Genomic DNA, 23,893 nt, shown 5'->3' on the forward strand with positions numbered 1-23,893 from the left:
TGCGTGACTGCGTGACTGCGTGACTGCGTGACTGCGTGACTGCGTGACTGCGTGACTGCGTGACTGCGTGACTGCGTCCCTTTTTCTTTACGAATGAGGGCACGCCATGATTCGCAGAATTCGGGGTACTCGCCGGTGATGCCCGCGATTGCTGAAATTGATTGACCTCGAGCGTTACTGGAGGGGGTGTACCTGTCGGCCGAGCGAAGCGAGGGCGGAGCTGGCGGGTGGTATACCGCTCTGTTGGGTGGTGAGTGGTGTCAGAACCATTGCTCGAACCACTCCGCGTTCGTGACTGGCGCGGACACTTAGGTGCGATCCACTCCGAGCACTACGGCACCGGGAAGTCATGCGTTGTCCGAGCGCCTTTCTTTTGGTTACTTTTCTTTGGCAAGACAAAGAAAAGTAACCGCCGCCCCGCGCAGGGGCGACACTAATAGACCGACAAGATCACAGGTGCTTCACGCCAAACGCAGAAAGAACCACCGAAAAAGCCCCAAAATACCAACACCCAAACCCAGCCCCACCCCCGCCGGGAAGGCAAAATAAAAGCGATCTATCCGCTTCCGATAGAACCCGTCGCAATTCCGCAAGACGCTTGCGTCACCCTTACCTAAACTTGATCCTGTTGAACCCTCTTACGAAACCGAAAGGAACGACCATGACGACCTCGACCGTGAACCGCCAGACATTCGATGAAGTGATGGTGCCGGTATTTTCCCCCGCGCCGTTCGTGCCGGATCGCGCAGAGGGCTCCCGCGTGTGGGACACGGCCGGCCGCGAGTACATCGATTTCGCGTGCGGTATCGCCGTGACGTCGCTCGGCCACGGCCACCCGGAACTGCTGAAGGTCCTGGACGAACAAAGCCGCAAACTCTGGCACATCGGCAACGGCTACACGAACGAGCCGGTGCTGCGCCTCGCGAAGCGCCTCGAATCGCTGACCTTCGCCGACCGCGCATTCTTCGCGAACTCGGGCGCGGAAGCGAACGAAGCCGCACTGAAGCTCGCCCGCCGCGTCGCGTTCGATCGCCACGGCGCCGATAAAGCCGAAATCATCTCGTTCGTGCAGTCGTTCCACGGCCGCACGTTCTTCACGGTCAGCGTCGGCGGCCAGCCGAAATACTCGGAAGGCTTCGGCCCCGTGCCGGCCGGCATCAAGCACCTGCCGTACAACGACATCGAAGCCGCCAAGGCCGCGATCGGCCCGCAAACCTGCGCGGTGATCGTCGAGCCCGTGCAAGGCGAAGGCGGCGTGATCCCGGCGGATCCGGCCTTCCTGAAGGCACTGCGCGAAGCGTGCGACGCACACGGCGCGCTGCTGATTTTCGACGAAGTGCAAACGGGCGTCGGCCGCACGGGCCAGTTCTACGCGTACATGGATACGGGCGTCACGCCGGACATCCTGACGACCGCGAAGGCGCTCGGCAACGGCTTCCCGATCGGCGCGATGCTGACGACGAACGAACTGGCCGCGCACTTCAAGGTCGGCGTGCACGGCACGACGTACGGCGGCAACCCGCTCGCCTCGGCGATCGCCGACAAGGTCGTCGAACTGATCGGCGACCCGGCACTGCTCGAAGGCGTGCGCGAACGCAGCGTGCGCCTGAAGGGCGCGCTCGAACGCATCAACGCGCGCTTCGGCATCTTCAAGGACGTGCGCGGCAAGGGCCTGCTGGTCGGCGCCGAACTCACCGCCGCATTCGACGGCCGCGCGAAGGACTTCGTCACCGCAGCAGCAGAGAACGGCCTGATCATGCTGATCGCCGGCCCGAACGTGCTGCGCTTCGTCCCGTCGCTGGTGATCCCGTTCGACCTGCTCGACGAAGGCATGAAGCGCTTCGAGAAGGCAGTCGAACAAGTGCTCGCCGCACAGGAAGCCACCGCGCGCTGATCGGCGCGCCCATCGCAGACAGGAACGACGATGCTATTTGTTCGCCCCGGCAAACTCACGGATCTCGATGCGCTCGCGCACATGGCGCGCACCGCGCAGCCGGTCCTGCACTCGCTGCCGCACGACCGCGCGGCGCTCGAAGCGCGCGTGGCGCTCTCCGAGGATTCGTTTCGCGCGGACGTCGACTTCGCCGGCGAGGAGTTCTACCTCTTCGTGCTCGAGGATTCGACGACCGGCAAGCTGCTCGGCACGGCGAGCATCGTGGCCGCGGCCGGCTACTCGGAACCGTTCTACGCGTTCCGCAACGACGCACTGATCCACGCGTCGCGCGAGTTGCACGTGAACCGCAAGATCCACGCGCTCACGATGTCGCACGAGCTGACCGGCAAGAGCCGGCTGGCGGGCTTCTACGTCGATCCGTCGCTGCGCGGCGACGCGGCCGCGCACCTGATCTCGCGTGCGCGGATGATGTATATCGCCGCGAACCGCCGCCGCTTCACGCCGGAAGTGTTCACGCTGCTGCTCGGCGTGAGCGACGGCAACGGCGCATCGCCGTTCTGGGAAGCGGTGGGCCGCAAGTTCTTCGGCCGCGACTTCACCGACGTCGACATCGCGTCGGGCGGCCGCAGCCGCACCTTCATCGCGGAAGTGATGCCGGCCTATCCGCTCTACGTGCCGCTGCTGCCGGAAGCCGCGCAGCGCGTGCTCGGCGAGCCGAACGAATCGGCGCTGCTCGCGTACGACATCCATCTCGAGGAAGGCTTCGAGCCCGACCGCTTCGTCGACATCTTCGACGCGGGCCCGGTGCTGACCGCGCAGGTCGACCGCACCGCGTGCGTGAAGCATGGCGCCGAGCGCGTCGTGCGCGAAGCGGCGCACCAGCAGGGCGACGTCGCGTACATGGTGTCGACGGGCAGCGGCGAATCGTTCCGCTGCGTGCTGGCCGACCTGCCGGGCGATGCGGCCGATGCACCGCTCGCGAGCGACGTGCGCGCGGCGCTCGATGTGAAGGATGGCGATGTCGTGCGCTGCGTGCCGCTGCACCGCCGCGACGATGAAGATTTGAAGGGAGACGCAGCATGATCGTCGTTCGGGTCGTACAAACGGGCGACGTCGATTCGCTCGTGTCGCTCGCGAAGGAAACCGGGCCGGGCCTGACCACGTTCAAGCCCGACCGCGACGCGCTCGCCGCGCGCATCGAGCGCACGCGCCGCACGCTTGCGGGCGAGGCGGCGGCCGGCGAGGCCGGCTACTTCTTCGTGATGGAAGAATCGAAGACGGGCGACATCGCGGGCGTGTGCGGGATCGAGACGCAGGTCGGCCTCGAACAGCCGTTCTACAACTACCGCGTAAGCACGGTCGTGCACGCGAGCCAGGAGCTCGGCGTGTGGACGCGGATGTCCGCGCTGAACATCTCGCACGACCTGACCGGCTATGCGGAAGTGTGCTCATTGTTCCTGAGCCCGCGCTATCGCACGGGCGGCGTGGGCGGCCTGCTGTCGCGCTCGCGCTTCATGTTCATCGCGCAGTTCCGCGAGCGCTTTCCGGAGCGCATCTGCGCGGAACTGCGCGGCCACTTCGACGACGACGGCACGTCGCCGTTCTGGCGCGCCGTCGGTTCGCACTTCTACCAGATCGATTTCAACGCGGCCGACTATCTCAGCTCGCACGGCCGCAAGTCGTTCCTCGCGGAACTGATGCCGCGCTACCCGGTGTACGTCGACCTGCTGCCGCAGGACGCACAGGATGCAGTCGGCCTCACGCACCGCGACACGCTGCCGGCCCGCAAGATGCTCGAGGCGGAAGGGCTGCGTTACCAGAACCACGTCGACATCTTCGACGCGGGCCCCGTGCTCGAATGCCACGTCAACGACCTGCGCACGGTGCGCGAGAGCGTCGTCGTGCCGGTCGCGATCGGCGTGCCCGATGCACGGGATGACGCGCCGAAGTCGCTCGTGTCGAATACGTCGCTCACCGATTTCCGCGTCGGCGTCGCGCCGGGCGTGGTCGCGAACGGTTCGTTCGTGCTGTCGGCCGCCGATGCCGTCGCGCTCGACGTGAAGGCCGGCGATCCGGTCCGCGTGCTGCCGCTCAAAGTCAAACAGGGATAAACGAATCATGACGGAACTCTTCATCGACGGCGCCTGGGTCGCAGGCTCGGGCCCCGTGTTCGCTTCGCGCAACCCGGGCACTGACGAGATCGCATGGCAGGGCGAGAGCGCATCGGCGGCCGACGTCGATCGCGCGGTCGCGAGCGCGCGCCGCGCATTCGCCGGCTGGTCGGCGCTCGACTTCGAATCGCGCTGCGCGATCGCCAAGCGTTTCGCCGCGTTGCTCAACGAGCGCAAGGAAGCGATCGCGACCGCGATCGGCCGCGAGACGGGCAAGCCGCTGTGGGAAGCACGCACGGAAGTCGCGTCGATGGCCGCGAAGGTCGGCATCTCGATCCAGGCGTACCAGGAACGCACCGGCGAGAAGCGCCAGGACATGGCCGACGGCGTCGCGGTGCTGCGCCACCGCCCGCACGGCGTGGTCGCGGTATTCGGCCCGTACAACTTCCCTGGCCACTTGCCGAACGGTCATATCGTGCCCGCGCTGATCGCCGGCAATGCGGTCGTGTTCAAACCGTCGGAGCTCGCACCGGGCGTCGCGCGCGCGACGGTCGAAGTGTGGAAGGATGCCGGGCTGCCGGCCGGCGTGCTGAACCTCGTGCAGGGCGAGAAGGACACGGGCATTGCGCTCGCGAACCATCGGCAGATCGACGGGCTGTTCTTCACGGGCAGCTCCGATACGGGCACGCTGCTGCACAAGCAGTTCGGCGGCCGTCCGGAAATCGTGCTCGCGCTCGAGATGGGCGGCAACAACCCGCTCGTGATCGGCGAAGTCGAAGATATCGACGCGGCCGTCCATCACACGATCCAGTCGGCGTTCCTGTCGGCCGGCCAGCGCTGCACGTGCGCGCGTCGCATCTTCGTGCCGCAGGGCGCGTTCGGCGACCGCTTCCTCGCGCGCTTCGCCGACGTGACGTCGAAAATCACGGCCGACGTGTTCGACGCCGATCCGCAGCCGTTCATGGGCGCGGTGATCTCGGCACGCGCGGCGGCGAAGCTGGTCGACGCGCAGTCGCGCCTGGTCGAGCAGGGCGCGAAGCCGATCATCGCGATGACGCAGCGCGATCCGCGCCTCGGCTTCGTGAACGCGGCGATCGTCGACGTGACGGGTGTCGCGAACCTGCCCGACGAAGAGCATTTCGGCCCGCTCGCGCAGATCGTGCGCTACGCGACGTTCGACGAAGCGATCGAACGCGCGAACGACACGGCGTTCGGCCTGTCCGCCGGCCTGCTCGCCGACGACGCGAAGGTGTGGGAACACTTCCGCCGCACGATCCGCGCCGGGATCGTCAACTGGAACCGGCCGACCAACGGCGCATCGTCCGCTGCGCCGTTCGGCGGCACCGGCCGCTCGGGCAACCATCGTCCGAGCGCGTACTACGCGGCCGACTATTGCGCGTATCCGATGGCGTCGGTGGAGAGCACGCAACTGACCTTGCCCGCGAGCCTGTCGCCGGGCCTGCATTTCTGATCGAGGGAACGACGATGAACGCACAAGAAGCCAATTTCGACGGGCTCGTCGGCCCGACCCACAACTACGCCGGGCTGTCGTTCGGCAACGTGGCGTCGCTCAACAACGAAAAGTCGGCCGCGAATCCGAAGGCCGCCGCGAAGCAGGGGCTGCGCAAGATGAAGCAGCTCGCGGATCTCGGTTTCGCACAGGGTGTGCTGCCGCCGCAGGAGCGGCCGTCGCTGCGCCTGTTGCGCGAGCTCGGCTTCTCCGGCAAGGACGCGGACGTGATCGCGAAGGCTGCGAAGCAGGCGCCCGAACTGCTCGCCGCGGCGAGCTCGGCGTCGGCGATGTGGACCGCGAACGCGGCCACCGTCAGCCCGTCGGCCGACACGAGCGATGGCCGCGTGCACTTCACGCCGGCGAACCTGTGCAGCAAGCTGCATCGCGCGATCGAACACGACGCGACGCGCCGCACGCTGTCGACGCTGTTCGCCGATCCCGCGCATTTCGCGGTGCATGAAGCGCTGACCGGCACGCCGGCACTCGGCGACGAAGGCGCGGCGAACCACACGCGCTTCTGCGCCGAATACGGCAAGCCGGGCATCGAGTTCTTCGTGTACGGCCGCGCGGAATACCGCCGCGGCCCCGAGCCGAAGCGCTTCCCGGCACGCCAGACCTTCGAGGCGAGCCGCGCGGTCGCGCATCGCCACGGGCTCGCCGAGGAGGCGACGGTCTATGCGCAGCAGGATCCGGACGTGATCGACGCGGGCGTGTTCCACAACGACGTGATTTCGGTCGGCAACCGCGACACGCTGTTCACGCACGAGCGCGCGTTCGTCAACAAGCAGGCGATCTACGACACGCTGACCGCTGCGCTCGACGCACGCGGCGCGCGCCTGAACGTGATCGAGGTGCCCGAGGCGGCCGTGAGCGTGAACGACGCGGTGACGTCGTACCTGTTCAACAGCCAGCTGCTGTCGCGCGCGGACGGTTCGCAGGTGCTCGTCGTGCCGCAGGAATGTCGCGAGAACGGGAACGTCGCGGCCTATCTCGACGAACTCGCGGCCGGCAACGGCCCGATTCACGACGTGCTCGTGTTCGACCTGCGCGAAAGCATGAAGAACGGCGGCGGCCCTGCCTGCCTGCGCCTGCGCGTCGTGCTGAACGAAGCGGAACGCGCGGCCGTCACGTCGAACGTGTGGATCAACGACACGCTGTTCGCGTCGCTCGACACATGGATCGACCGGCACTATCGCGATCGCCTCGCACCGGACGATCTCGCCGATCCGGCGCTGCTCGACGAATCGCGCACGGCGCTCGACGAGCTCACGCAGATCCTGCGTGTCGGTTCGCTGTATGACTTCCAGCGTTGATTCCCGCATGGCCGCCGCGCTGCTCGACGACTTCCTCGCGTTCACGCTGACCGGTCGCGCGCCGTCCGTAACGGACGGCACCTGCGCCGCCGGCGCCGTGCGCTGGCAATGGCTCGGCGACGGGCTGCTCGCGCTCGAACCGGCCGCGGCCGAGGCTGCGGGCGCGGCGCGCCCGAGCGTGCTCGTGTCGGCCGGCGTGCACGGCGACGAGACGGCGCCGATCGAGCTGCTGTCGATGCTCGTGCGCGATCTCGCGTCGGGCGCGCTGCCGCTCGCGTGCCGGCTGCTCGTCGTGCTCGGCAACGTGCCGGCGATGCGTGCCGGCGAACGCTATCTCGACGACGACCTGAACCGCCTGTTCAGCGGCCGTCACGCGCAGGTGCCCGCCAGCCGCGAAGCGCCGCGCGCCGCGCAGCTCGAGGCGGCGGCTTCGTCGTTCTTCGCGGCCGCGCCGGCCGGCGCCGCGCGCTGGCACATCGACATGCACACGGCGATCCGCGCATCGGTGTTCGAGCAGTTCGCCTTGCTGCCGCACACGGGCATGCCGCCGACGCGCACGATGTTCGAATGGCTCGGCGACGCGCGCATCGCGGCCGTGCTGCTGCATACCGCGAAGGGCAACACGTATTCGCATTTCACGGCGGAGCATTGCGGCGCGCTCGCGTGCACGCTGGAACTCGGCAAGGTGCGCCCGTTCGGCCAGAACGACCTGACGCGCTTCGCGCCGGCCGACCGCGCGGTGCGCAAGCTCGTGTCGGGTGCGAGGGGCGACGCCGACGCGACGCTGCCGCGTGTCTTCACGGTGATCGACCAGATCACGAAGCAGAGCGACGCGCTGGAACTGTTCGTCGCGGCCGACGTCGCGAACTTCACCGCGTTTGCACGCGGCACGGTGCTCGCGCAGGACGGCGACTACCGCTACACGGTGAAGCACGACGAGGAGCGCATCGTGTTCCCGAATCCGACGGTGAAGCCGGGTTTGCGCGCGGGCCTGCTCGTCGTCGACACGACGCACGACACGCTCGCCGCGCTCGTCTGACGGTGACCGATTGCGCGCGGCCGCGGCGACCTGCGGCCCGCGCTTCGCCCGGCAACGATTCCATTTTTGAGATGAGGTCAGTACGCCGCGCAGACGGCCCGCGCGGCGCGCTTGCGTATTTGCGACATCGTCTTGCAAGTTCGATGGGCAGCTCGGTTGACGTCGGCGCACGCAATGCAGCATCACGTGCCGGCGGCTGCTTTGCCATATCGGGCCGCGCGGATTGGTACAATCGCGGCCTTGCGGCTGTTGCGCCGCATCACGGCGCGGTGGCAGCATTGCCGCGGTCATCCGACCCTGCAATGATGGATGCGCCCGTAGTTCCGGAACATTCGAGTATCGAGGAGAACACCTGATGAAGTTGGATTGGCGTAAAGTGGCCGCGCATGCGGTGGTGGCGGCATCGGCCGTGGCGGCAGGCAGCGCGATGGCAGCGGATCTGAAAGAGATCCGTTTCGGCGTCGAAGCCTCGTACGCGCCGTTCGAATACAAGACGCCCGACGGCAAGCTGACCGGCTTCGACATCGACATCGGCAACGCGGTGTGCGCGAAGCTGAAGACGAAGTGCGTGTGGGTCGAGAACGACTTCGACGGCCTGATCCCGGCACTGCAGGCGCGCAAGTTCGACGCGATCAACTCGGACATGACGATCACCGACCAGCGCAAGCACGCGATCGCGTTCACCGATGCGATCTACACGATCCCGAACCAGCTGATCGCGAAGCAGGGCAGCGGCCTGCTGCCGACCCCGCAATCGCTGAAGGGCAAGCGTGTCGGCGTGCTGCAGGGCACGATCCAGGAAGCGTACGCGAAGAAGAAGTGGGCGCCGGCAGGCGTTGAAGTCGTGCCGTACCAGACGCAGGATCTGGCCTACGCCGACCTGAAGTCGGGCCGTCTCGACGCGACGTTCCAGGACGCGGAAGCCGGTTCGAAGGGCTTCCTGACGAAGCCGCAAGGCCAGGGCTTCGCGTTCGCGGGCGGTACCGTGAGCGACGCCGAGATCCTCGGCTCGGGCGTCGGCTTCGGCCTGCGCAAGAACGACGCGGCGCTGAAGACCGCGCTCGATCAGGCGCTGAAGGAACTGAAGGCCGACGGCACGATCGACAATCTCGCGAAGAAGTACTTCAGCGTGCCCGTGACGCTCAAGTAAGCGTAGCGTTCGATCGCACGATGCAAGCAAACCGGCCGCTGATGCGGCCGGTTTGTTTTTGGGGGCGGGAAAGGACGAGAGAAGCGGCGGCCACGTCAGGCCGGAAAGAACCGTCCCAGTTCGCGCGCGAGCTCGTTGAGCACGGCCATCTCCTGCTGCGTGATCTTGCGCGCGGGCTGCGCGCCGGCCCAGTCGCCGTACAGCAGCGCGACGGTCGTCGTGCCGACGCGCACCGGCAGCAGCACGAACGCGCGCGTGTCGTCGAATGCGTCGAGATACCACGCGGGCAAGCGCTTGAGCATCTTCGGCTCCTGCGCCTGCTCGATGAAGATACCGACCGAGTTCGAGATCGCGAGATGAAACACGTCCGGCTCGAAGCGCTCGTCGAAACGCAGCCGGTCGAGCGTCGTATCGACACCGGGGCCGAAGCCGAGGCGCGCGGCGAACATGCCGTCGTCGTGGCGCACGAACATCACGGTGCGCGTGAACGCGAGGCCGGCCAGCAGGCTCTCCGATGCGAGCGCGAGCACGGGGGTGAGCACGTGCTCGGACGGCAGCGCGCGCAGGTCCGCGAGGCCGGCTTCGAGGCACGCCTCGGGCTCGGCCTGAGCACGTGCGATCGCATCGGCGTTCGCACGCAGCTCGACGATCTCGCGCATCACGGTGTCGCTCGCTTCCTCGCGCGAGAGCCGCTCGGCGATCTCGACGAGTGCGTCGGATTCCATGTCGAGTTCCGCGCCGTAGTGCTGCGCGAGCGCCGCGATGCGCGCGTCGCGCTGCGGGCTCGCGGGTATCACGAGCGCGCTCGCGACGTCGGTCGAGCAGCGGCTGATCGCGCGCAGCCAGCGGACGCGGTCGGCCGGGCCGTCATCGGTCGCATGGTCCGCATCGTCGTCGTCGTTGCCGAACGCATCGACGTGAACCAGGTGCTCGTGGTCGGCCATCCCCGCGCGGATCACGTCGGGCAATCGCCAGCGCGCGGCTGCCTCGAGCCCGATCTCGTCGAAGCCGACGCCGAGCACATCGACGCAGGCAGCCGTTTCGTCGCCGTTCAGCTCGGCCGCGCGGCGGCGGATCCGGTCCCACTCGCTGTCGAGATAGCAGACCACGAGCAGCTTGCCGACCTGGCGCATCAGCGTGCAGACGACGGCTTCCTCGCCCCCGCGCAGCTCGGCGCGCTCGGTTAGCTTGCGTGCAACGCAGCCGGACAGCAGCGCGCGGTTCAGTTCGAGCTTCGCGTCGATGCGCCGCGGCGTGCTGTGGTGGAAATGGTCGACGAGCTTGAGCCCGACGACCAGATGGCCGACGGCGTCCATGCCGAGCACCATCAGTGCGCGGGTCACGGTCGTGATGTTGCCGCCGAACGCCATGTACATCGCGGAGTTCGCGAGCCGCAGCACTTTCTGCGTGAGCGCGAAGTCCGACAGCACGACGCGCACGAGCGCGGTGAAGTCGAGGTCGTCGTTCTTCATCGCGGCCATCGTCGCGCGCAGCGATTCCGACAGCAGCGGGAAATCGCCCCGTTCGTTCATCCGGGCCCACAGCTTGTCGAGCAAGGCGGTGCGGGGCAGGTGTTCGGTGATTGACATACGGATCTGTCCGGTTCGCCGCGCGCGTCAGGCGGCGGCGTGCAGGTGCAGCTGCTGCGCCTCGAAGCGCCGCGCGAGCTCCTCGGAAGGCAGCGCCTGGCAGACGAGCCAGCCCTGGATATGGTTGCAGCCCATCTCCGTCAGCAATTCGCGCTGCGCCTCGGTCTCGACGCCTTCCGCGACGAGCTCGAGATCGAGCGTCTGCGCGAGGCCGACCACGGCCGACACGATCGCGCGGTCGTTGCGCGAGGTCAGCAGGTTCTCGACGAAACTGCGGTCGATCTTCAGCTTCGCGAGCGGGAAGCGCTGCAGATACGCGAGACTCGAATAGCCGGTGCCGAAATCGTCGATCGCGAAGCGGATGCCGAGATCGGTGAGTTCCTCGAGCAGCCCCTTCGCATGCGCGGGATCGTGCATCAGCAGGCTTTCGGTGATTTCGAGCACGATGCGGCGCGGGTCGATACCCGTCAGCGCGATCGCCTCGCGCACGCTCTGCGTGAAGCGCGGGTCGCGGAACTGCTGCGGCGACACGTTGACCGCCACGTACTGCAGCGCGAGCCCCTGGCGATCCCAGGCGACGAGCTGCATGCACGCGGCCTTGAGCACCCAGTTGCCGAGATAGTTGATCAGGCCGATCGATTCGGCGAGCGGAATGAAGGTCGCCGGCGGCACGAGCCCGTGCACCGGATGACGCCAGCGGATCAGCGCCTCGACGCCGACCACCGCGCCCGACTGGCTGCGCGTGATCGGCTGGAAATGGAGCGAAAACTCGCCGTTGCGCACGCCGTCGTACAGGTCGGCTTCGAGCTTCAGCCGTTCGGCATCCGCCGGATCGTCGACGGGCGCGTGGAACGCGAGCGCGTTGCCGCCCGACGCCTTTGCCTGCGCGAGCGCGTGGTCGGCGCGGCGCAGCAGCGGGCTGTGGTGCTGCGCGCGATGGGGCACGGCGCGCTCGTCGGGGTAGAGCGCGATGCCGATGCTCGCGGACAGGTGCACGGTCTGCCCCTGGTACACGTAGGGCTCGCGCACCGCGGCCTGCAGCCGGCGCGCGAGCGCATCGGCCGCATTGCTTGCCTGCGTGCGGTCCGGCGCGCCGAGCACGACCGCGAACTTGTCGCTCGCGACGCGCGCGAGCCGCTCGTTCGGCGTGACGATTGCCTTCAGCCGCTGCGCGGTCTCGCGCAGCAGCATGTCGCCCGCGTCGTAGCCGAGGGCGCGGTTGATCCGCTGGTAGTCGTCGAGGTCGAGCAGCAGCAGCGCCGCGCAGGTGCCGTCCGCGTCGGCGGCCTGCTGCGCGCGCATCAGCGCGGGCACGAGCGCGGACAGGTTGTCGAGCCCCGTCATCGGATCATGATGCATTTCGTAGGTCAGGCGCGCCTCGAGCGCGCGCCACGACGACACGTCGAACGCCGCGATCGCGAACCCGTCGACTCCGTGGTGGCGGCTCTTGAACGCGCGAATCTCGACGTCCAGCGGGTAGGTGAGCGACTTGACGATGCACATCGTCGCCTTCTCGACCTGGCCGGAACGCGCGGCGCGTGCAAGCAGGCCTTCGAGCGCCGCGGTATCCTGTTCAGCGATCAGGTCGCGCAGCGTCAGCGTGTGCAGGTAGTCGCGGTGGTAGCCGATGAAGCGCAGGCTCGCGTCGGATACGTACAGAAAGCGCAGCTCGCGGTCGACATGGGCGAGGAAATCCACCGTGCCGACCGTCTGTTCCAGCCAGTTGCGCACGGAGTCGTCGCGGCGCGGCGCGCCGGTGCGCGCGGGCATCAGCGCGCCGCCCGACCAGGCGAAGCGGCGCAGCGTATGCAAGGCGCTGCGCCAGGAGCCCTTGCGTGACGTCTGTTTCCTGTTGGCTTCCATGTTTCTCGCTGACGTGAAGGGCTGGAACCGGTTGTCCGGAAGGAATAACGGCAGGCGATACGGAATCTTTAACGGACCGGCCGCGGATGGCGTTGCCGCTGGACCGGATCGGCTACGCAGGTGTTCGACAGGCGAACGCCGGCGTGGCCTACATCGAGGCTGACTTTATAAGAAATGAGGACGCAGATGAAGCGAAAACTGTTGCTGGGCGCCGCCGTGGCGGCGCTGGTGGCCGGCCATGCACTGATGGCGCAGGCGGAACTGAAGCCGGGCGCCGCAGCGCCCGATTTCACGACGCAGGCGTCGTTGGGCGGCAAGACTTACACGTACTCGCTCGCGGACGCGCTCAAGCAGGGGCCGGTCGTGCTGTATTTCTACCCGGCCGCGTTCACGAAGGGCTGCACGATCGAGGCGCACGCGTTCGCGGACGCGGTCGACCGCTACAAGGCTTACGGTGCAACGGTGATCGGCGTATCGGCTGACAAGATCGACACGCTGACGAAGTTCTCGGTGAGCGAGTGCCGGAGCAAGTTCCCGGTCGCGGCCGATCCGGACGCGAAGATCATCCGCGAATACGACGCGAAGCTGCCGGCGATCGACAAGGCGAACCGCGTGTCCTACGTGATTTCGCCGGAAGGGAAGATTCTCTACGAATACACGAGCATGTCGCCCGACAAGCACGTCGAGAACACGCTCGCCGCCGTGAAGGCGTGGACCGACGCGCATCCGAAGCAGTAAGCGGGGCCCCGCGCGTCAACGCGGCCCGTCGTGCGGGCCGCTGGTACGGATCGACGCAGGCGCCGCGTGGCGGCACGTGCGAGGCGGTTATGCGCGCAATGCCTGCTCGATCGGCACGCTGCCGCCGACGAAGCCGACGATCTTGCGCGAAATCCCGAGCTTGATCGCCTCGATCGCGGCCCAGGCCACATCCTGGCGCGATACGGGCGGGGCGGCGTCGAACCACGCGTCGGTCAGCGCGATCTTGCCGACGCCCGGATCGTCCGTGAGCGGGCCGGGGCGCAGGATCGCGTAGTCGACACCCGACGCGATCACGCGATCGTCGCCTTCGCGCTTCATCTGCGAATAGTGGTGCAGCGCGTCCGGGCCGAGTTCGGGCCGGTACGCGGACAGTGAACTGATCACCACGAGCTTCTGCGCGTTGTAGGCGAGCGCATATTCGGCCGCGCGGGCGACCGCGTCGCGGTCGACCTGTTCCTCTTCGGCCGCGCCTTCCGATTCGGCCGAGCCGGCCGCGTAGATCACGTGCGTGATGCCCTGGAAGGCATGCGAGAAATCGTTCGTCAGATCGGCCTCGACCACCCGCGCGCCCTCCAGCGCATAGCCGTGCCGGCGCACGAGCGCCGTGACCTCGAACTCCGGCTGCTTGAGCAGCAGATCCGCGCAGGCCTGGCCCGTTCGGCCGGTCGCGCCAATCAGCAGTACCTTCGTCGTCATGAAACCGCTCCTTGGTCGATGCGTCATCCTTCCAGATAGGGACGGACGACCGATATCTCAAGTGTAATGTCGATTTGCCGCCGTGGCGGGTGTGTATTAAGGGGCATACCGGCTGCGGGCGGCAGGACAGACTTTCCGGCCGTCATTCATTCACACCGATGCGGGAATGACGTGCCGACCGGCTATCATGTGCGCGATGCATTTTTCGCCGCTACGTCATACAACGCATCGGCCCACCGGTTGGAGTACACATGGCATTACCCCTGGACAACGTCAGCATGGCCGTGTTCTGCGACTTCGAGAACGTCGCGCTCGGCGTGCGCGACGCGAAGTACGAGAAGTTCGACATCAAGCCCGTGCTGGAGCGCCTGCTGCTGAAGGGCAGTATCGTCGTGAAGAAGGCCTATTGCGACTGGGATCGCTACAAGGGCTTCAAGGCGTCGATGCACGAAGCGAGCTTCGAGCTGATCGAGATTCCGCACGTGCGCCAGTCGGGCAAGAATTCGGCCGACATCCGGCTCGTCGTGGACGCGCTCGACCTCTGCTACACGAAGTCGCACGTCGATACGTTCGTGATCATCAGCGGCGACTCGGATTTTTCGCCGCTTGTGTCGAAGCTGCGCGAGAACGCGAAGAAAGTGATCGGCGTTGGCGTGAAGAAATCGACGTCGGACCTGTTGGTCGCGAACTGCGACGAATTCATCTTCTACGACGACCTGGTGCGCGAGCAGCAGCGTGCGCTCGCGAAGCGCGAACAGCAGCAGCGGGCGGGCAACGGCGGCGCGAAGCGGCCGGACGAGCCGTCGCGCAAGCACGACATGGACGCGCGCAAGGCCGAGGCGATCGCGCTGGCGGTCGAGACGTTCGACGCGCTGGCGTCGGAGCGCGACGACGTCGGCAAGATCTGGGCGTCGGTGCTCAAGAGCGCGATCAAGCGTCGCAAGCCGGATTTCAACGAGTCGTACTACGGATTCCGCGCGTTCGGCAACCTGCTCGACGAGGCGCAGGCGCGCGGCCTGCTCGAAGTGGGGCGCGACGACAAGTCGGGCGCGTTCGTGTCGCGGGCACGCCAGTCGGCGGCCGCGGAGCACGTCACGGCGGGCGGTGAAGGCGGCGGGCACGGCGGCGCGCACCACGGTCACGGTACGCGTGCGGCCGAGCCGGCGCGGGCCGGGCGCAATGCGCAACGTCGCGGGCAGCGGGCGGAAGCGGTCGCGCACGAAAACGTGCAGGTCGAAGCAGACGAGGCGGAAGTGGCCGAGGTTGCCGAGGTGGCACTGATGATGCCGCCGGCGGAAACGGCCGAAGCGGCCGACACGCATGGCGAGGCAAAGGATGGCCGCAAGCGCGCGCGCAAGACACCGGCGAAGAAGGCCGGCGCGAAGAAGGGCGCCGCCGCGAAGAGCGCTGGCCGTCACGCGGCCGGGAAGACCGAAGACACCGTCCACGACGCGGCGAAGCACGGCGGCGACAAGCACGCGCACGGCAAGCATGCCGACGACGCGCAGCGCGACGCGGAGCAGGGCGACGAGCGGCATGTCACGGTGACGCACGCCGGGCCGGCGGCAGGCGATGCCGGTGGCGGGATTGCCGCCGCCCAGCCGTCGCACGACGCGGCGCCGGTCGAAGCGAATGCCGATGCGGCCGCGGAAGCGCCGGCCGCTGCCAAGCCGAAGAAGCCGGCCCGCAAGGCGGCACCGCGCGCGCGTCGTCCGCGCAAGGCGGCGGCGGACGCTGCCGAGTAACGTCGGTCGGCCGGATGCCGTCCCGAGCGGGGCGGCATCCGCGCCACGATACCGGCTGGTGCAACGCCGGCCCGTCAAACTAGCCGTTCAGCGCATAAGGCTGCGTCATCACTTCGAGGAAGTGGCCGTCCGGATCGTCGAAATACACGCCGCGGCCGCCGTTGTGGCGGTAGATGTCATCGGGTTGCCGTTTCGCCGGATCGGCCCAGTGCGGCAGCCCGCGCTCGCGAATCCGCGCGAGCACGCGATCGAAGCCGGCTTCGTCGAGCAGGAACGCGTAATGCTGCGACCTGATTTCCCCCTTCTGTTCGTAAAAATCGAGCGACACGCCGTTGCCGAGCGGGACGACCAGCATCGCGCCGAACGGCGTCGGCGGCGGCAGTTCCAGAAGCTCGGTGAGGAAGCGGCTCGACGCGCGCTTGTCGCGGCACCAGACGATCGTATGGTTGAGCTGGACGTTCATGGCGGATTCCCGGCGAAGGGCATCGCGGTGGGCATGGACTCACGATAGCCGATCGCCGCCGCGGTTCAAGCGCAAAAAAACGGCCGCTCAAAGTCGGGCGGCCGTTTTCCGTTACTCGCCGGCGACCGCCGGCCCGCCGGAATTCCCGCGGCGGTTGCGCCGCTTCTCGGCCCACACGCGGAACCGGTCCATGTACAGGTAGACGACCGGCGTCGTATAGAGCGTCAGCACCTGCGACACGATCAGGCCGCCGGCGATCGCGATCCCGAGCGGCGCACGCAGCTCGGCGCCGTCGCCGCTGCCGAAGGCGAGCGGCAGCGCGCCGAGCAGCGCGGCCATCGTCGTCATCATGATCGGGCGGAAGCGCAGCAGGCACGCCTCGTGGATCGCGTCGAACGACGACTTGTGGTTGTTGCGCGTCTGGTCGATCGCGAAGTCGACCATCATGATCGCGTTCTTCTTCACGATACCGATCAGCAGGATCACGCCGATCAGCGCGATGATGCTGAACTCGGTCTTGAACAGCAGCAGCGCAAGCAGCGCGCCGACGCCGGCCGACGGCAGCGTCGACAGGATCGTGATCGGGTGGATGTAGCTCTCGTACAGGATCCCGAGCACGATGTAGACGGCCAGCAGCGCCGCGAGGATCAGGATCGGCTGGTCGTTCATCGACTGCTGGAACGCCTGCGCGGTGCCCTGGAAGCTGCCGACGATGGTCGGCGGGACGCCGACCTGCGCCATCGTCTGATAGATCACCTGCGTCGCCTGCGACAGCGACACGCCGGGCGGCAGGTTGAACGAGATCGTCGTCGCGACGAACAGCCCCTGGTGGTTGACCGACAGCGGCGTCGTGCTCGGCCCGAACGTCGCGATCGCCGACAGCGGGATCATCGTCGACTTCGACGTCGACACCGACGCACCCGACGACGCGCTCGACTTGCCGCTCGCGGCGATCGAGTTGAGCGCCTGGTTGCGCGCGGAATCGGACGCGATCGCCGCGGCGCTCTGCGTGGCCGTACCGGCGCTCGACGTGCCGGCAGAGGTCGCGACATAGGTGCCGGCGGCCGCGTTGGTGGTCTGCGAGCCGTTCGCGCTGCCGCCCGACGTGCTGACCCACACCTGGTTCAGCATCTCGGGGCTCTGCCAGTATTTCGGCGCGACTTCCATCACCACGTGATACTGGTTCAGCGGGTTGTAGATCGTCGAGACCTGGCGCTGGCCGAACGCGTCGTACAGCGTATTGTCGATCTGCGCGGGCTTGATGCCGAACCGCGCGGCGGTTGCGCGGTCGATCGTCACCATTGCTTCCATGCCGCCTTGCTGCTGGTCCGAGTTCACATCGGTCAGCTCGGAGCGCTTCTGCAGCGCTTCGGTCAGGATCGGCCCCCACTTGTACAGGTCGGCGCTCGAATCGCCGAGCAGCGTGAACTGGTACTGCGCGTTGCTCTGCCGGCCGCCCACGCGAATGTCCTGCGCGGCCTGCAGGAACGTGCTCGCGCCGGCGACGTCCGACAGCGGGCTGCGCAGTTGCTGGATCACCTGGTCGGCCGACAGCTTGCGCTCGGTACGATCCTTCAGCGTGACGAACATGAAGCCCGAGTTGGTCTGCGTGCCGCCGGTGAAGCCCGCGACGCTCTTCACGTTCGGGTTGCTCTGCACGATGCGCATCATCTCGGAGAATTTCAGCTTCATCGCCTGGAACGACGTCGACTGGTCGGCGCGAATGCCGCCGATCATCAGCCCGGTGTCCTGCTGCGGGAAGAAGCCCTTCGGCACGACGATGTACAGGTAGACGTTCAGCCCGATCGTCGCGAACAGGGTCAGCAGGATCAACAGCGGCCGGCGCAGCGCCCACGACAGCGAGCGCTCGTAGCCGCGCTGCATGCGGCTGAAACAGTGTTCCAGGAATCGCGCGAAGCGGCCTTCGCTCTGCGGGTCGTGCGACTCGGGCAGCAGGCGCGCGCACATCATCGGCGTGACCGTGAGCGACACCGCGAGCGACACGGCGATCGCGAGCGACAGCGTCAGCGCGAATTCGCGGAACAGGCGCCCGACGATGCCGCCCATCAGCAGGATCGGCAGGAACACCGCGACGAGCGAAATGCTCATCGACAGCACCGTGAAGCCGACCTCGCGCGCGCCGTCGAACGCGGCCTGCATGCGCGACTTGCCGTTCTCGATGTGCCGCGAGATGTTTTCGAGCACGACGATCGCATCGTCGACGACGAAGCCGGTCGCGACGATCAGCGCCATCAGCGACAGGTTGTCGATCGAGAAGCCGAGCAGGTACATCGCGCCGAACGTGCCGATGATCGAGATCGGCACCGCGACGCTCGGGATCAGCGTCGCGCGCCAGTTGCGCAGGAACAGGAACACGACCATCACGACGAGGCTGACCGCGATCAGCAGCGTGTGCTCGGTATCCCTCAGCGACGCGCGGATGGTGGTCGAGCGGTCGAGCACCGGCGTGACCGTGATGTCGGCCGGCAGCGACGCGGTGAGCTGCGGCAGTGCCGCGCGCACGCGGTCGATCGTATCGATGATGTTCGCGCCGGGCGAGCGGTAGAGGATCACGAGCACCGCGCGCTTGCCGTTCGACAGGCCGAGGTTGCGGAGATCCTCGACCGAATCGACGACGTCGGACAGATCGGACAACCGCACGGCCGAGCCGTTGCGATAGGCGACGACGAGGTCGCGGTATTGCGACGCCTGGGAGGCCTGGTCGTTCGTATAGAGCTGGTAGTGCTGCGGGCCGAACTCGATCGCGCCCTTCGGCGCGTTGGCGTTCGCGGACGCGAGCGCCGCGCGTACGTCTTCGAGGCCGATCCCGTAATGGAACAGCGCTTGCGGCTCGAGCTCGACGCGCACCGCCGGGTTCGCGGAGCCGCTCACCGTGACCTGGCCGATCCCGTCGATCTGCGACAGCGACTGCTGCAGCACCGTCGACGCGGAGTCGTACAGCTTCGCGGGCGACGAGGTCTCCGACGTCAGCGACACGATCATGATCGGCGAGTCGGCCGGGTTGACCTTGCGGTAGGTCGGGTTGCTCTTCAGCGCGGCGGGCAGGTCGGCGCGCGCCGCGTTGATCGCGGCCTGCACGTCGCGTGCGGCGCCGTCGATGTCGCGGTTCAGGCCGAACTGCAGGATGATCCGCGCGTTGCCGACCGTGCTCGTCGACGTCATTTCGGAAACGTCGGCGATCGAGCCGAGATGCCGTTCGAGCGGGCTCGTCACGCTGGTCGCGACGGTCTCGGGGCTCGCGCCGGGCAGCGACGCCTGCACCGAAATCGTCGGGAAGTCGACCTGCGGCAGCGGCGACACCGGCAGCTTGATGAACGCGAACAGGCCCGCGAGCGCGACGCCGATCGCGAGCAGCGTCGTCGCGACGGGGCGGGTGATGAAAGGGCGCGACAGGTTCATCGCTTACGCATCCGTGCGCGAGCCGGCTTGCGGGCCGTGGCGTTCGAACCAGCCGCGCACGCGGCGCGCGAGCGAGTCGAAGCCGAGATAGATCACGGGCGTCGTGAACAGCGTCAGCACCTGCGACACGATCAGGCCGCCGGCGATCGCGATCCCGAGCGGCTGGCGCAGCTCGGAGCCGGCACCGGAGCCGACGATCAGCGGCACCGCGCCGAGCAGTGCGGCGAGCGTCGTCATCAGGATCGGCCGGAAGCGCAGCAGGCATGCCTGGTAGATCGCCTCGCGCGGCGGCTTGCCTTCGACGCGCTCGGCCTCGAGCGCGAAGTCGATCATCATGATCGCGTTCTTCTTCACGATACCGATCAAGAGCACGATGCCGATGATCCCGATGATGTCGAGGTCGTGCCCGGTGATCATCAGCGCGAGCAGCGCGCCGACGCCGGCCGACGGCAGCGTCGACAGGATCGTGATCGGGTGGATGTAGCTCTCGTACAGCACGCCGAGCACGATGTACATCGTGATGACGGCCGCGAGGATCAGGAACAGCTGGTTCGACAGCGACGCCTGGAACGCGAGCGCCGCGCCCTGGAAGCGCGTCTGGAACGACGCGGGCAGGTTGATGTCCTTCTCGGCCGCGTCGATCGCCTTGACCGCCTCGCCGAGCGACGCGCCGGCCGCGAGGTTGAACGAGATGGTGGTCGACGGGAACTGAGACAGGTGCGCGACCAGCAGCGGCGACGGCCGTTCGTGGAACGACGCGATCGACGACAGCGGCACCTGGCCGCCGCCCGCCGACGGCAGGTAGATGTCGTTCAGCGATTGCGCGTAGTGCTGCTCCTTCGGCTCGGATTCGAGAATCACGCGGTACTGGTTCGACTGCGTGAAGATCGTCGACACGATGCGCTGGCCGAACGCGTCGTACAGCGCGTTGTCGACGGTCGCCGGCGTGATGCCGAAGCGCGCGGCGCTCGGACGGTCGATCTCGATGTAGACGGACTGGCCGTTGCTCTGCAGGTCGGTCGCGACGTCGGCGAGCGACGGCTCCTGCTGCAGTCGAGCAACGAGCTTCGGCACCCAGGTCGCGAATTCTTCCGAGTTCGGGCTCGTCAGCATGAACTGGTACTGCGTCGGGCTGACGGTCGAGTCGATCGTCAGATCCTGCACCGACTGCATGAACAGCGAGATGCCGGTGATGTTCGCGACGCGGTGCTGCAGGTCGCGGATGATCTGCGCGGCCGTCTCGGAGCGTTCGTCGCGTGCCTTCAGGTTGATCAGCATCCGGCCGCTGTTCAGCGTGATGTTGCTGCCGTCGACGCCGATGAACGACGTGAGGCTCTCGACGTTCGGATCCTTCAGGATCTCGGCCGCGAGTGCCTGTTGGCGTTCGGCCATCGCGCCATACGAGATCGACTGCGGCGCCTGCGTGATCGCCTGGATCACGCCGGTGTCCTGCGCGGGGAAGAAGCCCTTCGGCACGTAGACGTACAGCAGGCCCGTCAGCGCGAGCGTCAGCAGCGCGACGACGAGCGTCGAGCGCTGGCGGTTCAGCACCCATTCGAGCGCAACCGCGTAGCGCGCGATCACCCAGTCGATCGCCTGGTGCACGCGCGCCTCGAAGCGATGGCTCTCGGGCGGCGGCGAATGACGCAGCAGCTTCGCGCACATCATCGGCACGAGCGTGAGCGACACGATCGCCGAGATCACGATCGTCACCGCGAGCGTGATCGCGAATTCATGGAACAGGCGGCCGACCACGTCGCCCATGAACAGCAGCGGGATCAGCACCGCGATCAGCGACACCGTCAGCGAGATGATCGTGAAGCCGATCTGCTTCGAGCCCTTCAGCGCGGCCTCGAGCCCCGAATCGCCTTCCTCGACGTAGCGCGCGATGTTCTCGATCATCACGATCGCGTCGTCGACGACGAAGCCGGTCGCGATGGTGAGCGCCATCAATGACAGGTTGTTCAGCGAGAAGCCGGCCATGTACATCACTGCGAGCGTGCCGATCAGCGACAGCGGCACCGACAGGCTCGGGATGATGGTCGCGTAGACGTTCGCGAGGAACAGGTACATCACGAGCACGACCAGCCCGACCGCGAGCAGCAGCTCGAACTGCACGTCGCGCACGGCGGCGCGGATCATCGTCGTGCGGTCGGTGACGATCTGCACGTCGAGCGCGGCCGGCAGCGTTTCCTGCAGCTTCGGCAACTGCGCCTTGATCGCGTCGACCGTCTGGATCACGTTCGCGCCCGGCTGGCGCTGCACGTTCAGGATGATCGCGGGCTCCTTGTTCACCCACGCGCCGAGCTTGGTGTTTTCCGAGCCGGCGACGACCGTCGCGACGTCGGTGAGCATCACCGGGCGGCCGTTCTTGTATGCGACGACCGCGCTGTTGTACTGGTCGGCGCTCGTGAGCTGGTCGTTCGCGTTGATCGTGTACGCGCGCGACGGGCCGTCGAAGTTGCCCTTCGGCGTGTTGACGTTCAGGTTCGAGATCGTCGTGCGCAGGTCGTCGAGGTTCATCCCGTACTGCGCGAGCGCGGTCGGGTTCGCCTGGATCCGCACGGCCGGGCGGTTGCCGCCCGACAGGCTGACGAGGCCGACGCCCGCGATCTGCGAGATCTTCATCGCGAGACGCGTGTCGGCGAGATCCTGCACCTGCGTGAGCGGCAGCGTCTTCGACGTGACGGCAAGCGTGAGCACCGGCGCATCGGCCGGGTTGACCTTCGCGTAGATCGGCGGGGCAGGGAGGTCGGACGGCAGCAGGTTGCCGGCCGCGTTGATCGCGGCCTGCACTTCCTGCTCGGCGATGTCGAGCGGCAGGTCGAGCGAGAACTGCAGCGTGATGACGGACGAGCCGGCCGAGCTCTGCGATGACATCTGGTTCAGCGACGGCATCTGCCCGAACTGCCGTTCGAGCGGCGCGGTGACCGACGAGGTCATCACCTCCGGGCTCGCGCCCGGGTAGAAGGTCTGGACCTGGATCGTCGGATAGTCGACTTCCGGCAGCGCGGCGAGCGGCAGGAAACGCAGCGCGACGAGACCGGCCAGCATGATCGCCGCCATCAGGAGGGCGGTGCCGACCGGCCGGAGAATGAAGAGGCGGGATGGATTCATCGAGCGGCCCGCGCGTTACTGGGCCGCGGGGGCCGCAGCCTGCGACGCGCCGTGCTTGTTGCCGCCGTGATGGCCGCCGGTGCCCGATGCACCCGACGCCGCACCGGCGCCACGCGCGCCCGACGCGCCTTTCGGCTTGTCGGCCGGGATCGAGATCTTTGCGCCTTCGCGCAGGCGATCGGAGCCGTCGGTCACCACGCGCTCGCCGATCGCGACGCCGCTGACGATGCTCGTGCGTTCGCCGTCGACCGGGCCGGTCGCGACCTTGCGCACCGTCACCGTGTTGTCGGGTTTCACGACGTAGACGAACTGGCCGATCGAGCCGGTCAGCACCGCCGAGGTCGGCACGATCGTCGCGTTGCGCATCACGTCGACGAGCAGGCGCGTGTTCACGAACTGATTCGGGAACAGCATGCCTTCCTTGTTATCGAAGTTTGCGCGCAGCTTGACGGTGCCGGTGCTCGTGTCGATCTGGTTGTCGAGCGTCGCGAGCGAGCCGGTTTCGAGTGGCACCGTGTTGTTGCGGTTGTACGCGGTGACCGACAGCTTCTGGCCCGCGTTCACCTGCTTGAGGATCTGCGGCAGGTTGTCTTCCGACGTGGTGAAGATCACGCTCATCGGCTGCAGCTGCGTGATCACGACGAGGCCGTTGCTATCGCCCGGCGTCACGTAGTTGCCGGGGTCGACCTGGCGCAGGCCGACGCGGCCCGACACCGGCGCGGTGATGCGCGCATATGTGAGGTTCAGCTTCGCGGAATCGATCGCGGCCTGGTCGGTCTTCACCGCGCCTTCGTACTGCTTGACGAGTGAAGCCTGCGTATCGACGGTCTGCGACGCGATCGAGTCCTGCGACAGCAGCGTCTGGTAGCGCTTCAGGTCGAGGCGGGCCGTCGCGAGCAGCGCCGAGTCGCGCGCGTGCGTGCCTTCGGCGTTCTCGAGCGACACCTGGTACGGGCGCGGGTCGATCTGCGCGAGCACGTCGCCCTTCTTGACGATCTGGCCTTCCTGGAACGAGACCGATTGCAGGTAGCCCGACAGTTGCGTCTTGACCGTCACGTTCGCGAGCGGCGTGACGGTGCCGAGCGCGGACAGCACGATCGGCATTTCGCCTTGCGTCGCGCTCGCGACCTGCACGGGCTGCGGAATGTTTGCCATCGCGGCGGGGCCGCCACGGCCGCGGTGGCCGCCGGCACCCCCGGCGGCGCTTGCGCCCGCGCCGCT

The 23,893-nt window shown here is 67.4% G+C and carries 16 protein-coding genes; 9 read left to right on the top strand and 7 right to left on the bottom strand.

Annotated elements, in window-relative coordinates; all coding sequences use genetic code 11:
• The first annotated feature begins 661 nt into the window (after positions 1-661).
• The 7 genes from BDO18943_RS39635 (at position 662) to BDO18943_RS39665 (ending at position 9,020) form a co-directional block, all read left to right on the top strand.
• Positions 662-1,894 (top strand): aspartate aminotransferase family protein, encoded by a 1,233-nt coding sequence (locus BDO18943_RS39635; RefSeq protein ID WP_043182068.1) that lies wholly within the window; start codon positions 662-664, stop codon positions 1,892-1,894.
• Between the two features lie 30 nt (positions 1,895-1,924).
• Positions 1,925-2,977, top strand: coding sequence for an arginine/ornithine succinyltransferase subunit alpha (aruF, locus tag BDO18943_RS39640; protein ID WP_043182071.1), 1,053 nt, complete (start codon positions 1,925-1,927; stop codon positions 2,975-2,977).
• The gene (gene astA / locus BDO18943_RS39645; RefSeq protein ID WP_043182073.1) at positions 2,974-4,005 is read left to right on the top strand and encodes an arginine N-succinyltransferase; all 1,032 of its coding nucleotides are present in this window, start codon (positions 2,974-2,976) and stop codon (positions 4,003-4,005) included. The genes aruF and astA overlap by 4 nt, the downstream gene beginning before the upstream one ends.
• Before the next feature lie 7 nt (positions 4,006-4,012).
• The gene (gene astD / locus BDO18943_RS39650) at positions 4,013-5,476 is read left to right on the top strand and encodes a succinylglutamate-semialdehyde dehydrogenase (protein ID WP_175026429.1); all 1,464 of its coding nucleotides are present in this window, start codon (positions 4,013-4,015) and stop codon (positions 5,474-5,476) included.
• Between the two features lie 14 nt (positions 5,477-5,490).
• Positions 5,491-6,831, top strand: coding sequence for an N-succinylarginine dihydrolase (astB, locus tag BDO18943_RS39655; protein ID WP_089450180.1), 1,341 nt, complete (start codon positions 5,491-5,493; stop codon positions 6,829-6,831).
• On the top strand, positions 6,815-7,870 hold the full coding sequence (gene astE, locus BDO18943_RS39660; RefSeq protein ID WP_175026430.1) for a succinylglutamate desuccinylase: 1,056 nt from the start codon (positions 6,815-6,817) through the stop codon (positions 7,868-7,870). Before astB ends, astE begins: the two co-directional genes overlap by 17 nt.
• Positions 7,871-8,225: 355 nt before the next feature.
• A complete protein-coding gene (locus BDO18943_RS39665) occupies positions 8,226-9,020 on the top strand; it encodes an ABC transporter substrate-binding protein (protein ID WP_043182082.1) in 795 nt (264 codons plus the stop codon).
• Positions 9,021-9,115: 95 nt separating this feature from the next.
• On the opposite strand, the gene BDO18943_RS39670 is transcribed toward BDO18943_RS39665, so the two are convergent.
• Both BDO18943_RS39670 and cdpA read right to left on the bottom strand, forming a co-directional pair.
• Positions 9,116-10,609 carry an HDOD domain-containing protein gene (locus BDO18943_RS39670; protein ID WP_043182084.1) on the bottom strand — a complete coding sequence of 498 codons (1,494 nt, stop codon included), beginning with the start codon at positions 10,607-10,609 and terminating at the stop codon, positions 9,116-9,118.
• Between the two features lie 27 nt (positions 10,610-10,636).
• On the bottom strand, positions 10,637-12,379 hold the full coding sequence (cdpA, locus tag BDO18943_RS39675; RefSeq protein WP_205187827.1) for a putative bifunctional diguanylate cyclase/phosphodiesterase: 1,743 nt from the start codon (positions 12,377-12,379) through the stop codon (positions 10,637-10,639).
• 279 nt (positions 12,380-12,658) lie between these two features.
• On the opposite strand from cdpA, the gene BDO18943_RS39680 reads away from it, so the two are divergent.
• A complete protein-coding gene (locus tag BDO18943_RS39680; RefSeq protein ID WP_175026432.1) occupies positions 12,659-13,210 on the top strand; it encodes a peroxiredoxin in 552 nt (183 codons plus the stop codon).
• Between the two features lie 87 nt (positions 13,211-13,297).
• Here the strand turns inward: BDO18943_RS39680 and BDO18943_RS39685 are convergent, their stop codons facing one another.
• On the bottom strand, positions 13,298-13,927 hold the full coding sequence (locus BDO18943_RS39685; protein WP_043182089.1) for an NAD(P)H-binding protein: 630 nt from the start codon (positions 13,925-13,927) through the stop codon (positions 13,298-13,300).
• A 251-nt stretch (positions 13,928-14,178) separates the two neighbouring features.
• On the opposite strand from BDO18943_RS39685, the gene BDO18943_RS39690 reads away from it, so the two are divergent.
• Entirely contained in the window at positions 14,179-15,672 is a 1,494-nt protein-coding gene (locus BDO18943_RS39690) for an NYN domain-containing protein (RefSeq protein ID WP_175026433.1), read from the top strand.
• A gap of 79 nt (positions 15,673-15,751) precedes the next feature.
• On the opposite strand, the gene BDO18943_RS39695 is transcribed toward BDO18943_RS39690, so the two are convergent.
• From BDO18943_RS39695 to BDO18943_RS39710, 4 genes are all read right to left on the bottom strand, one after another.
• A complete protein-coding gene (locus tag BDO18943_RS39695) occupies positions 15,752-16,135 on the bottom strand; it encodes a VOC family protein (protein ID WP_043182094.1) in 384 nt (127 codons plus the stop codon).
• A 111-nt stretch (positions 16,136-16,246) separates the two neighbouring features.
• Entirely contained in the window at positions 16,247-19,555 is a 3,309-nt protein-coding gene (locus BDO18943_RS39700) for an efflux RND transporter permease subunit (RefSeq protein ID WP_175026434.1), read from the bottom strand.
• A 3-nt stretch (positions 19,556-19,558) separates the two neighbouring features.
• Complete coding sequence (locus tag BDO18943_RS39705; protein ID WP_175026435.1) at positions 19,559-22,672, bottom strand: MdtB/MuxB family multidrug efflux RND transporter permease subunit; 3,114 nt, start codon at positions 22,670-22,672, stop codon at positions 19,559-19,561.
• A 15-nt stretch (positions 22,673-22,687) separates the two neighbouring features.
• Positions 22,688-23,893 (bottom strand): MdtA/MuxA family multidrug efflux RND transporter periplasmic adaptor subunit (locus tag BDO18943_RS39710; protein ID WP_175026436.1); only part of this gene is annotated, 1,206 nt, incomplete at its 5' end.

Origin of the sequence: Burkholderia aenigmatica (assembly GCF_902499175.1) — a bacterium.
In the GTDB taxonomy this organism is placed as follows: Bacteria; Pseudomonadota; Gammaproteobacteria; order Burkholderiales; family Burkholderiaceae; genus Burkholderia; species Burkholderia aenigmatica.

Coding starts and splice junctions, on each gene's coding strand:
- BDO18943_RS39635 (WP_043182068.1), top strand. CDS start 662: ATGACGACCTCGACCGTGAACCGCCAGACATTCGATGAAGTGATGGTG.
- aruF (WP_043182071.1), top strand. CDS start 1,925: ATGCTATTTGTTCGCCCCGGCAAACTCACGGATCTCGATGCGCTCGCG.
- astA (WP_043182073.1), top strand. CDS start 2,974: ATGATCGTCGTTCGGGTCGTACAAACGGGCGACGTCGATTCGCTCGTG.
- astD (WP_175026429.1), top strand. CDS start 4,013: ATGACGGAACTCTTCATCGACGGCGCCTGGGTCGCAGGCTCGGGCCCC.
- astB (WP_089450180.1), top strand. CDS start 5,491: ATGAACGCACAAGAAGCCAATTTCGACGGGCTCGTCGGCCCGACCCAC.
- astE (WP_175026430.1), top strand. CDS start 6,815: ATGACTTCCAGCGTTGATTCCCGCATGGCCGCCGCGCTGCTCGACGAC.
- BDO18943_RS39665 (WP_043182082.1), top strand. CDS start 8,226: ATGAAGTTGGATTGGCGTAAAGTGGCCGCGCATGCGGTGGTGGCGGCA.
- BDO18943_RS39670 (WP_043182084.1), bottom strand. CDS start 10,609: ATGTCAATCACCGAACACCTGCCCCGCACCGCCTTGCTCGACAAGCTG.
- cdpA (WP_205187827.1), bottom strand. CDS start 12,379: ATGCCCGCGCGCACCGGCGCGCCGCGCCGCGACGACTCCGTGCGCAAC.
- BDO18943_RS39680 (WP_175026432.1), top strand. CDS start 12,659: ATGAAGCGAAAACTGTTGCTGGGCGCCGCCGTGGCGGCGCTGGTGGCC.
- BDO18943_RS39685 (WP_043182089.1), bottom strand. CDS start 13,927: ATGACGACGAAGGTACTGCTGATTGGCGCGACCGGCCGAACGGGCCAG.
- BDO18943_RS39690 (WP_175026433.1), top strand. CDS start 14,179: ATGGCATTACCCCTGGACAACGTCAGCATGGCCGTGTTCTGCGACTTC.
- BDO18943_RS39695 (WP_043182094.1), bottom strand. CDS start 16,135: ATGAACGTCCAGCTCAACCATACGATCGTCTGGTGCCGCGACAAGCGC.
- BDO18943_RS39700 (WP_175026434.1), bottom strand. CDS start 19,555: ATGAACCTGTCGCGCCCTTTCATCACCCGCCCCGTCGCGACGACGCTG.
- BDO18943_RS39705 (WP_175026435.1), bottom strand. CDS start 22,672: ATGAATCCATCCCGCCTCTTCATTCTCCGGCCGGTCGGCACCGCCCTC.